Raw genomic sequence first — 11,951 nt, forward strand, 5'->3', positions numbered from 1 at the left:
TGGAGGTGCACTGCGGTGCGCCTGTCCGGACGGCCCCTATGCGGTCTGGTGCGCATGTCAGCACATCCGCCATCTGCGGCACGGGCACGCGACTGCAACGGGTCGGTCGCAGCGGATGGCCGCCGGGGCCAGTCCTTCACACGCCGAGCAACAAGCAGCGTCAATGAACCTGTGCCGCGGAAGAACAATTAAATGCGTGTGGGCCCCAACCACAAGGCTGGAGCCCACACCACACAAGAAAAGAGTCCGGCAGCGACCTACTCTCCCACACCCTCCCGAGTGCAGTACCATCGGCGCAGTTGGGCTTAGCTACCGGGTTCGGAAAGGTAACCGGGCGTTTCCCCAACGCTATGACCACCGGAACAACCACACAAGGACCGTTCCACACCACACCCACCGGGTGCAGGGATCAGACACTATACAAACAATACAACCCCACCACCAACACCACCCACAAAAAGGGCACTGCCGGCAGCCACAAGGGGTGCGATCAATCAACCGCCTAGTGGACGCGAACACACAAGCAAACACACCAACCAACAGCCAGTGCTTTATGCGTATTTTGATAAAGTCATCGACCAATTAGTACCAGTCAGCTCCACACGTTACCGCGCTTCCACATCTGGCCTATCAACCCAATCATCTCTTGGGGGTCTCACACACCCAAAGGTGCACGGATATCTCATCTCGAAGCAGGCTTCCCGCTTAGATGCTTTCAGCGGTTATCCCTTCCCAACGTAGCCAACCAGCCATGCCCTTGGCAGAACAACTGGCACACCAGAGGTCAGTCCATCCCGGTCCTCTCGTACTAGGGACAGGCCTTCTCAAATATCCAACGCGCGCAGCGGATAGGGACCGAACTGTCTCACGACGTTCTAAACCCAGCTCGCGTACCGCTTTAATAGGCGAACAGCCTAACCCTTGGGACCAACTCCAGCCCCAGGATGCGACGAGCCGACATCGAGGTGCCAAACCATGCCGTCGATATGAGCTCTTGGGCAAGATCAGCCTGTTATCCCCGGGGTACCTTTTATCCGTTGAGCGACACCCATTCCACAATGAGGTGCCGGGTCACTAGTTCCAGCTTTCGCTCCTGCCCGACATGTCTGTCTCGCAGTCAAGCTCCCTTGTGCACTTACACTCAACACCTGATGACCGACCAGGCTGAGGGAACCTTTGAGCGCCTCCGTTACTCTTTAGGAGGCAACCGCCCCAGTTAAACTACCCATCAGGCACTGTCCCTGAACCAGATCATGGCTCGAGGTTAGATATCCAAAACGACCAGAGTGGTATTTCAACAACGACTCCACCAACACTAGCGTGCCAGCTTCCCAGTCTCCCACCTATCCTACACAAGCCGCTCCGAACACCAATACCAAACTATAGTAAAGGTCCCGGGGTCTTTCCGTCCTGCTGCGCGTAACGAGCATCTTTACTCGTAATGCAATTTCGCCGAGTTCGCGGTTGAGACAGTGGAGAAGTCGTTACGCCATTCGTGCAGGTCGGAACTTACCCGACAAGGAATTTCGCTACCTTAGGATGGTTATAGTTACCACCGCCGTTTACTGGGGCTTAACTTCCCAGCTTCGCACCCGAAGGCGCTAACCAGTCCGCTTAACCTTCCAGCACCGGGCAGGCGTCAGTGAGTATACAGCGTCTTACGACTTCGCACTCACCTGTGTTTTTAGTAAACAGTCGCTTCTCCCTGGTCTCTGCGACCCTCCCAGCTCTCACTGGTCAGGTCCCCCTTCTCCCAAAGTTACGGGGGTATTTTGCCGAGTTCCTTAACCACGATTCTCTCGAACGCCTCGGTATTCTCTACCAGATCACCTGAGTCGGTTTAGGGTACGGGCGGCTGCGCTCGTGGCGCCGGGACTTTTCTCGGCAGTACAGGATCACCCAACTTCCCCACTAAAGGGTCACTATCACGTCTGACCTACACGCGCCCAACATTACTCGGGCACAGGCTGCACGCTTAGACGGGGACAACCATCGCCCCGCGGAAGCTACCTCACTGCGTCATCCCACACGCTCACCTACTCACCGATTGGACCCCAGCCTCACACCACACCAACACCCGAAGGTGAAGAGCAGCGCTCGGGTGGTTAGCATCACGACTTTCAGCATGGGTCCTCACACAACCGGTACGGGAATATCAACCCGTTATCCATCGACTACGCCTGTCGGCCTCGCCTTAGGACCCGACTAACCCAGGGCGGATAAACCTGGCCCTGGAACCCTTGATCATTCGGCGGACGGGATTCTCACCCGCCTAATCGCTACTCATGCCTGCATTCTCACTCGCACACCATCCACCACAAGGTTCCCCCGCAGCTTCACACAATGCACGACGCTCCCCTACCCACCCCACACACAGTGGAGTGACACAGCTTCGGCGGTGTACTTAAGCCCCGCTGAATTATCGGCGCGGAATCACTTGACCAGTGAGCTATTACGCACTCTTTCAAGGGTGGCTGCTTCTAAGCCAACCTCCTGGTTGTCTCAGCAACTCCACATCCTTTCCCACTTAGCACACGCTTAGGGGCCTTAGCTGATGTTCTGGGCTGTTTCCCTCTCGACTATGAAGCTTATCCCCCACAGTCTCACTGCTGCGCTCTCACGTCACCGGCATTCGGAGTTTGGCTAAGGTCAGTAACCCGGTGGGGCCCATCGCCTATCCAGTGCTCTACCTCCAGGACGAAACACGCAACGCTGCACCTAAATGCATTTCGGGGAGAACCAGCTATCACGAAGTTTGATTGGCCTTTCACCCCTATCCACAGGTCATCCCCTCCATTTTCAACTGAAGTGGGTTCGCGCCTCCACGCGGTCTTACCCGCGCTTCACACTGCCCATGGATAGATCACTTCGCTTCGGGTCTAGAGCCGGCAACTAAAGGCGCCCTATTCAGACTCGCTTTCGCTACGGCTACCCCACACAGGTTAACCTCGCTACCGACCACTAACTCGCAGGCTCATTCTTCAAAAGGCACGCCGTCACCCCACAAAAAAGGCTCCGACGGATTGTAAGCACACGGTTTCAGGTACTATTTCACTCCCCTCCCGGGGTACTTTTCACCTTTCCCTCACGGTACTTGTCCGCTATCGGTCACAAGAAAGTATTTAGGCTTACCAGGTGGTCCTGGCAGATTCACACCGGATTTCACGAGCCCGGTCCTACTCGGGACAATGCACCATCACCCAGCCATGCAGTTTCAGCTACGGGACTCACACCCACTACGGTTCCCCACTCACAAGGATTCACCTACCACACACTGACAGCGACGACCAGGCGGCAGCCCAATCCATGCACATCCCACAACCCCTGATCAGCAACCTCTGCCGAGTATCACACCAACCAGGTTTAGCCACATCCGCTTTCGCTCGCCACTACTCACGGAATCACAATTGTTTTCTCTTCCTACGGGTACTGAGATGTTTCACTTCCCCGCGTTCCCCCCATACCGCCTATACATTCAACGGCAGGTACCAGACCATAACGCCTGGCAGGTTTCCCCATTCGGACATCCCCGGCTCACAGGTCGGTTGTCACCTCCCCGGGGCTTAACGCAGACTCCCACGTCCTTCATCGGCTTCTTGTGCCCAGGCATCCACCGTGCGCCCTTGAAAACTTCAACAAAACACACATAAAAATGAACACACAGAGACAAAACAAAAACAAAGCTTCGTTTCGCAACAATCTGTAAATTGCTTACAAGATGCTCGCGTCCACTATGCAGTTGACAAACAACACCCCCACACCAAGGCCCCACCACCCACACAGGATGGCTCCTACCCCAGCAGGGAAGAAACGACACAAGCCGCCTCACACCCCAATAGTGTGCCTACCAAACCCCACCAGCCGAACCCAGACCCGTTCCAGCACCCCCGAAGAGACACGTACTAGAGCCAGCCCAACCAGCAGCAGCCTGTTGATTCATTGATGTTCCACCCAACGAGCAGCACCCGCAACACACTCGGTCACGACAGTGCCAAAACGCTCGAAAGATACTCCTTAGAAAGGAGGTGATCCAGCCGCACCTTCCGGTACGGCTACCTTGTTACGACTTAGTCCCAATCACCGATCCCACCTTCGACAGCTCCCTCCCACAAGGGGTAAGGCCACTGGCTTCGGGTGTTACCGACTTTCGTGACTTGACGGGCGGTGTGTACAAGGCCCGGGAACGTATTCACCGCAGCATTGCTGATCTGCGATTACTAGCGACTCCGACTTCATGGGGTCGAGTTGCAGACCCCAATCCGAACTGAGACCGGCTTTTTGGGATTCGCTCCACCTCACAGTATCGCAACCCATTGTACCGACCATTGTAGCACGCGTGAAGCCCAAGACATAAGGGGCATGATGATTTGACGTCATCCCCACCTTCCTCCGAGTTGACCCCGGCAGTCTCCCATGAGTCCCCACCCGAAGTGCTGGCAACATGGAACGAGGGTTGCGCTCGTTGCGGGACTTAACCCAACATCTCACGACACGAGCTGACGACAACCATGCACCACCTGTGCACCAGTCCAAAGAAAACCACATCTCTGCAGCGATCCAGTGCATGTCAAGCCTTGGTAAGGTTCTTCGCGTTGCATCGAATTAATCCGCATGCTCCGCCGCTTGTGCGGGCCCCCGTCAATTCCTTTGAGTTTTAGCCTTGCGGCCGTACTCCCCAGGCGGGGCACTTAATGCGTTAGCTACGGCGCGGAAAACGTGGAATGTTCCCCACACCTAGTGCCCAACGTTTACGGCATGGACTACCAGGGTATCTAATCCTGTTCGCTCCCCATGCTTTCGCTTCTCAGTGTCAGTAATGGCCCAGAGACCTGCCTTCGCCATCGGTGTTCCTCCTGATATCTGCGCATTTCACCGCTACACCAGGAATTCCAGTCTCCCCTACCACACTCTAGCCTGCCCGTACCCACCGCACGCCCAACGTTAAGCATTGGGTTTTCACGGCAGACGCGACAAGCCACCTACAAGCTCTTTACGCCCAATAATTCCGGACAACGCTTGCGCCCTACGTATTACCGCGGCTGCTGGCACGTAGTTAGCCGGCGCTTCTTCTGCAGGTACCGTCACCCAAAGGCTTCTTCCCTACTGAAAGAGGTTTACAACCCGAAGGCCGTCATCCCCCACGCGGCGTCGCTGCATCAGGCTTCCGCCCATTGTGCAATATTCCCCACTGCTGCCTCCCGTAGGAGTCTGGGCCGTGTCTCAGTCCCAGTGTGGCCGGTCGCCCTCTCAGGCCGGCTACCCGTCATCGCCTTGGTGAGCCATCACCTCACCAACAAACTGATAGGCCGCGAGCCCATCCTCCACCGATAAATCTTTCCAACCCACACCATGCGGTGCAGACAGAACATCCGGTATTAGCCCCGATTTCTCGAAGTTATCCCGAAGTGAAGGGCAGGTTACTCACGTGATACTCACCCGTTCGCCACTAATCCAACCCAGCAAGCTGGGCCTTCATCGTTCGACTTGCATGTGTTAAGCACGCCGCCAGCGTTCGTCCTGAGCCAGGATCAAACTCTCCATAAAAAAATTTGAAACCCGGCAGAAAACAAACAACCGACGCTGATAAAAATCTGCGTTCAATTGTCCGAAGAAATCAACTAGAAAATTGATCCTCTGCCAAAAAACTTTGGCATCAATAAACAGACACACTATTGAGATATCAAACAACTTGCGCACAACTGATCGTTAAGGCTTGCGCCGCTCGGCCCCAATGGCTACTTCTTCACGATATTCGTGCCGCTCTCGGCACGGGAGATCACTCTACCCGCTTGGCAACTCCTCCGCAAGCCCCTCCGCTATGATCTGCGTCACTGTCTCTGTTCGGCATGGTGCCGCGCTTCGACTGCGTCGCTGTCATCGTTGAGAGGTGAAGCTCTTGGCTTCGGAATCGCTGCCTGAGGAACTTCCGTTCTCCGCGGCAACGAGATGAAACATTACGCGCTCCGGATCGGGCCCGCAAGCCAGCGCCGCGCGAAGGTGCGCTGGATAACAGTGGCAGCTTCGGTTCGGCTGTGCCGCCTGGTGAAACCGCTGGTCAGCGAGTTGCCGGGACGTACCCACGGTGCAGCGCCACGATGCCGCCCGTCAGGTTCCGATACTGAGCCTTCTCCAGGCCCGCATCGAGGAACCAGGACCTGAGACCCTGCTGGTCCGGCCACGCTGCGATCGACTCCGCCAGGTACGTGTACGCAGAGCCGTCCGAAGCCACCGCCGACGCCATTGCGGGCAGCGCCTTCATCAGATAGTTCGAGTACACGTGCCGGAAGACTCGATTGTTGGGCGTGGAGAACTCACACACCACCACACTCCCGCCTGGACGCACCACTCGGGTCATCTCCGCCAGTGCCTTCTGCGGCTGCTGAACATTGCGCAGTCCGAAGGACACCACAGCTGAATCGAAGGAGTCGTCAGCGAATGGGAGCGCGGTCGCATCAGCGCCGATGAAGGTGATGTGGGGCTGGCGGCGCCGGCCCTCCTGCATCATTCCCTCGGAGAAGTCGGACGCGATGACGCGATGGCCAGCGGCAGCAATCGCCGCGGACGAGGTCCCAGTGCCTGCGGCGACGTCCAGAACATCCGAGTGCGGACGCAGATCCAGCGCCTCGACCATGGCACGCCGCCAGCTGCGCACCTGCCCGAAGGCGAGGATGTCGTTGAGCAGGTCGTACCGTCCGGCGATGCCGTCGAACATCGAGGAGACGTCAACGGGCTTCTTCGAGAGGTCAGCGCGGTTCATGCCTCCATCCTGCCTGATCGACGGCGTGCGCCCCGCACGGCGCGCCGATGGCGGACAGGACTGCACCGCTGATGAGTCGACCACCACAATGGGTGCATGAGCAACAGCCAAACATTGACGATCCCCTCGACCCTTCTGCCGACCGACGGCCGCTTCGGCTCCGGCCCCAGCCGTGTTCGACCAGAGCAGATGGCCGCGCTCGATCGCGCCGGCCGTACGGTGATGGGCACCTCCCACCGACAGCCCGCCGTGAAGAACCTCGTCGGCCGAATCCGCCGCGGCCTCACCGACCTCTTCGACGCGCCCGACGGGTACGAAGTCGTTCTCGGCAACGGTGGTGCCACCGCCTTCTGGGACACCGCCGTCAGCTCCCTGATCCGCACTCGCTCGCAGCACGTCACCATCGGCGAGTTCTCCCAGAAGTTCGCCGACGCCGCTGCTGCCGCACCCCACCTGCAGGACCCGTCGGTCATCTCCAGTGCCCCCGGCACCCTCGCGCTGCCGACGGGCGAGGCCGATGTCGACGCCTACGCCTACGCCCACAACGAGACCTCGACCGGCGTGATGAGCCCCATCATCCGGCCGCACAGCGCCACCGATGACCAACTGGTGCTCGTGGACGCTACTTCCGGCGCCGGCGGGCTGAGCGTCGACATCGAGCAGACCGACGTCTACTACTTCTCCCCGCAGAAGTCCTTCGCCGCCGACGGCGGCCTGTGGTTCGCCCTGTGCTCCCCCGCTGCCATCAGCCGTGCCGAGGAGATCGCCGCGACCGACCGCTGGATCCCCCAGTTCCTCTCCTTCACCACCGCCCTCAGCAACTCCCGCAAGGACCAGACCCTGAACACGCCCGCCACCGCCACCCTCCTGCTCATGGCAGAACAGGTGGACTGGATGAACAAGAACGGCGGTCTGGACTTCACAACGGCTCGAACCGCTGAGACGAGCGGTCTGCTGCACCAGTGGGTCGAACGGCGTGACGAACTGACGCTGTTCGTCACGGAGCCTTCGGCCCGGTCGCAGGTCGTCACCACCATCGACCTCGACAGCGCCATCGACGCCGCCGAGGTCACGCGCATTGCGCGCGCCAACGGCATCATCGACATCGAGCCGTACCGCAAGCTCGGCCGCAACCAGCTGCGGATCGCGACGTTCCCCGCGGTCGATCCCTCAGACGTGCAGGCGCTCATCGCAAGCCTCGACTGGGTGCTCGACCAGCTCAGCTGACACCGAAGCACAACCCACAACGGCGGCCCTCTCCCACTCGAGAAGGGCCGCCGTTCTCAGGCGTCGCGGAAGCGGCAGGGCAACAGGGGCGTGTGCCTCAGGAGATCAGGGTCGCCAGTGGATCCCGCAGGAAGTACAGGACGAACATGCCCGCGATGATGTACATCAGCGGATGGATCCGTCGGCCCGCACCCTGGACGAGCTGCAGCAGCACATACACGATGAAGCCGGCGCCCATGCCGACCGTGATCGAGTAGGAGAACGGCATCAGGATGATCGTCAGGAACGCCGGAATCGCCACCGACAGGTCCGAGAAGTCGATGTCCGTCACCTGCGTCATCATCAGGAACCCGACCAGCACCAGCGCCGGCGTCGCAGCCTCGTAGGGCACCAGCGCCACCAACGGCGACAGGAAGACGGTCGCCAGGAAGCACAGGCCCGTCACCACCGACGCGAACCCGGTGCGCGCTCCTTCTCCGACACCGGTCGCGCTCTCCATGAAGCTCGTGGCGGATGACACGCCGCCCACGCCGCCCAGGATCGCCGCAGCAGAATCGGCCACGAGGATCCGCTGCGAATGGGGAACGTCCCCGTCCTCCTGCACCAGCTCAGCCTCTGACGCGACCGCGACCATCGTCCCCATCGTGTCGAAGAAGTCGGCGAGCAGCAGCGAGAACACCACGATGGACGCACCGACCACGCCCAGCGCCGTCACACCGCCGATCGGGTCCGCCTCGAACACCGTGGAGAAGTCAGGCAGAGCGAACGCCGAGAGATCCAGCGCCGGGACGTTCATCGACCAGCCCGTCGGGTTCCCAGAGGACTTGCCGTCCGCCGGAACGAACACACCGATCTTCAGCACCGCTTCCAGCAGCACCGCCACAATCGTCGTGGAGAGGATCGAGATGAGGATCGCCCCGGGCACCTTCTTCACCCACAGCACGATCATCAGCAGCAGCCCGAACACGAACACCGCCGTCGGCCAGCCCTCCAGCGAACCGTTGACGCCCAGCTGCACCGGCACCCCCGTGCCGGAGGTGACGAAGCGGGCGTTGAACAGACCGATGAACGCAATGAACAGGCCCATGCCCACAGCGATCGCCGTCTTCAGGAACCCTGGAACCGCCCGGAACACCGCCCGGCGGAACCCCGTCAGCACCAGCAGCAGAATGATGACGCCTTCGAGGACCACCAACCCCATCGCGCCGCCCCAGGTCATCCCCGGCAGTGCGACCACGGAGTAGGCGAGGTAGGCGTTGAGGCCGAGTCCGGTCGCAAGAGCCAACGGGAACTTCGCCCACGCGCCCATCAGAATCGACGCCACCGCGCCCACCAGAGCGGTGCCCGCAGCGACCGCGGGAAGGTTCGGCTCCGTGCCGCCGCCGAGGAAGTGCCCCGTGGAATCCGGAACCGTGCCGATGATCAGAGGATTCAGCACCACGATGTAGCACATGGCGAAGAACGTCACCACGCCGCCGCGGATCTCGCGGCCCACCGTGGATCCGCGCTCAGAGATGTGGAAGTAGCGGTCAAGCGCGCCGGGGCGCGGCTGCTGGCTGCTGGGTGCGGTCCTGGTGTCCGAGGTGCTCGACATGCCCCCATTCTCACCGATGCGCCCACGGTGCGTGCATGCAGTGACGCCCGCTCACGCAGTCAGCGCGACGGGCATCACAGAACAAGAGCAGTCAGCGCTTCAGCTGGTGCTCCTCGGAGAACCGGTAGTAGTCAGCGAGCTCCAGCTTCGCAGCGGCCTCATCGTCGATCACGAGGACCACGTCAGGATGCATCTGCAGCGCAGAGCCCGTCCAGCGGGAGGACACGGAGCCCTCCACGCACTGCGCGATGGCCTCCGCCTTATTGCTGCCCGTTGCGGTCAGCACGATGCGGCGCGCCTCCAAGATGGTGCCGATGCCCTGAGTGAGGACGTGGACCGGAACGTCCTCCTTCTTGTCGAAGAAGCGGGCGTTGTCCTCGATCGTCTGCTCCAGCAGCACCTTCACGCGAGTCCGGGAGGCCAGGGAGCTGCCCGGTTCGTTGAAGGCGATGTGTCCGTCGGTCCCGATGCCGAGGAGCTGCAGGTCGACGCCGTCGGCAGCGCCGATGGCGGCGTCGTACCGGGCGGCTTCGGCGACGGGGTCCTCGGCGTCACCGCGCGGGGACTGCACCGCGGAGTCCTCGATGTCGATGTGGTCGGTGAGGTGCTCACGGATGAACCGGGCGTAGCTCTGCGGGTGGTCGGCGTCCAAGCCGACGTACTCATCCAGCATGAACACGCGCGTGCCGGCGAAGCTGAGGCCCTCCTCCCGATGGCGGCGGATCAGCTCGGTGTAGCTGAGCACCGGCGACGACCCGGTGGCCAGGCCGAGTGTGGCACCGGATTCTCCGGCACCGCGCACAACGGCCTCGATCTGGTCGGCGACTGTGCGGGCGGCGTCCTGGGGTGTCTTCTTGATGATGACGCGCACGGCGTTCCTTCCGATGGGAATGGCGGGGACAGGATTGGGGCGGGGACACAGCAGCGCTCGCCTCCGCGGTCGCGGCGACGAGCGCTGCCGTGCACTGTTCACCGAGGAGACACCCTCGGTGCGGACGTCACTTCTTCTTCGGCGTCGACGCGGCGGCGAGTTCGAAGGCGCGGCGCGGATCCGTGGACTCCGGGATGCCGAGGATGTCGCGGTTGCCGATGGCGTTGGTCGCCCATCCGGCGATCACCGCGGCCTTGCGCGCGAAGGTCGGCATGGCGTACACGTGGTAGGCGCGGGCTGCTGCCCAGGCCGGCAGGCCCTTCAGTTCGATGGTCTTGCCGCCGATGAACAGTTGACCGACGCCCTTGTACATGCCGAGCGTGGCGACGGTGCCGAGGTTCTTGTGGAAGTAGTCCACCAGGGGACGGCCGTCGATGTCGCGGACGATGTTGTCGGCGAGGCGGACAGCCTGACGCTGAGCGTGCTGCGCGTTCGGGGGGCAGACCTTGCCCTCGCCGGAGGCGAGGTCCGGAACCGTGGTGCAGTCGCCCGCGGCGAACACGTTCTCCAGCGGACCGTTCTCGCCCTTGACGCGCAGATCGGCCATGCAGTCGAGGCGGCCGGTCTGGTTCAGCGGCAGGTCCGAGTTCGCCAGCACCGGGTTCGGCTTGATGCCGGCGGTCCAGACGATGAGGTCCGAGGCGAACTCGTCACCGTCGGAGGTCTTCACGATGCCGTCCTCGCAGGAGTTGAGGAAGGTCTCGAGCTTGACCTCGATGCCGCGCTCACGCATGTCCTTCAGAGCGAACTTGCCGAGGTCGTCGCCGACCTCGGGAAGGATGCGGCCCATCGCCTCGACGACCACGAATCGGACGTCCGACGGGTGCAGGTCCGGGTAGTAGCGCAGGGCGGCGCGGACCATGTCCTGCGCCTCTGCCACAGCCTCGCCGCCGGCGAAGCCGCCGCCCACGAAGGTGAAAGTAAGCAGGCGCTTACGGGTCTCGGCGTCCTTCGTGGAGGCTGCCTCCGCGAGGTTCGCGAGGATGCGGTCGCGCACAGCGATGGCCTCTTCGACCTGCTTGAAGCCGATGGCGTTCTCCGCCAGCCCGGGGATCGGCAGGGTGCGCGGAACAGCGCCCAGGCCGATCACCAGGTAGTCGTAGTTGATGGAGACCGCGACATCGTCATCGGTCTTCACCTGGACCGAGCGGTCCTTGTGGTCGATGCGGTCGACGGTGCCGGTCACAACCTTCGCACCCTTGAGCACCTTGCGCAGCGGAGCGAGGACGTTGCGCGGGTCGATGGCGCCGGCGCCCACCTCAGGCAGGAACGGCTGGTACGTGAGGTACGGGCGGGAGTCGACGACGGTCACGGCCGCGTTGGAGCCGAGCTTCTTCGTCAGCTCCGAGGCCACGTTCATGCCGACGGTGCCGCCGCCGAGGATGAGGACATGGGGCTTGGATGCATTGGTGTTCATGGCTTTAAGGCTAGTCCTGTTCTTC

5 protein-coding genes and 3 rRNA genes are annotated in these 11,951 nt (G+C 61.3%); 1 reads left to right on the plus strand and 7 read right to left on the minus strand.

Translation table 11 applies throughout. The features are described 5' to 3' along the window. Positions 1-244: 244 nt before the first annotated feature. The 4 genes from rrf to R3I40_RS05915 form a co-directional block, all read right to left on the minus strand. Positions 245-362: ribosomal RNA gene (gene rrf / locus R3I40_RS05900) — 5S ribosomal RNA — on the minus strand. A gap of 200 nt (positions 363-562) precedes the next feature. Next, positions 563-3,637: ribosomal RNA gene (locus tag R3I40_RS05905) — 23S ribosomal RNA — on the minus strand. Positions 3,638-4,018: 381 nt separating this feature from the next. Next, a 16S ribosomal RNA gene (locus tag R3I40_RS05910) occupies positions 4,019-5,544 on the minus strand. The 16S, 23S and 5S rRNA genes sit together here, the layout of an rRNA operon. A gap of 511 nt (positions 5,545-6,055) precedes the next feature. Continuing rightward, positions 6,056-6,757 carry a demethylmenaquinone methyltransferase gene (locus tag R3I40_RS05915; RefSeq protein ID WP_285262497.1) on the minus strand — a complete coding sequence of 234 codons (702 nt, stop codon included), beginning with the start codon at positions 6,755-6,757 and terminating at the stop codon, positions 6,056-6,058. Between the two features lie 96 nt (positions 6,758-6,853). Here R3I40_RS05915 and serC point away from each other — a divergent pair, with 96 nt between their 5' ends. Next, on the plus strand, positions 6,854-7,984 hold the full coding sequence (gene serC / locus R3I40_RS05920) for a phosphoserine transaminase (protein ID WP_239376153.1): 1,131 nt from the start codon (positions 6,854-6,856) through the stop codon (positions 7,982-7,984). A gap of 97 nt (positions 7,985-8,081) precedes the next feature. On the opposite strand, the gene R3I40_RS05925 is transcribed toward serC, so the two are convergent. The 3 genes from R3I40_RS05925 to R3I40_RS05935 all read right to left on the minus strand — a co-directional run bounded on the left by R3I40_RS05925 (position 8,082) and on the right by R3I40_RS05935 (position 11,926). Beyond that, positions 8,082-9,578, minus strand: a complete 1,497-nt coding sequence (locus tag R3I40_RS05925) for an NCS2 family permease (protein ID WP_239376151.1) — start codon at positions 9,576-9,578, stop codon at positions 8,082-8,084. A gap of 91 nt (positions 9,579-9,669) precedes the next feature. Next, on the minus strand, positions 9,670-10,449 hold the full coding sequence (gene nagB / locus R3I40_RS05930) for a glucosamine-6-phosphate deaminase (RefSeq protein WP_183374791.1): 780 nt from the start codon (positions 10,447-10,449) through the stop codon (positions 9,670-9,672). 127 nt (positions 10,450-10,576) lie between these two features. After that, positions 10,577-11,926 (minus strand): NAD(P)/FAD-dependent oxidoreductase, encoded by a 1,350-nt coding sequence (locus tag R3I40_RS05935; protein WP_183374793.1) that lies wholly within the window; start codon positions 11,924-11,926, stop codon positions 10,577-10,579. Positions 11,927-11,951 lie beyond the last annotated feature (25 nt).

This window comes from Helcobacillus massiliensis (assembly GCF_033106145.1).
GTDB lineage: Bacteria > Actinomycetota > Actinomycetes > Actinomycetales > Dermabacteraceae > Helcobacillus > Helcobacillus massiliensis.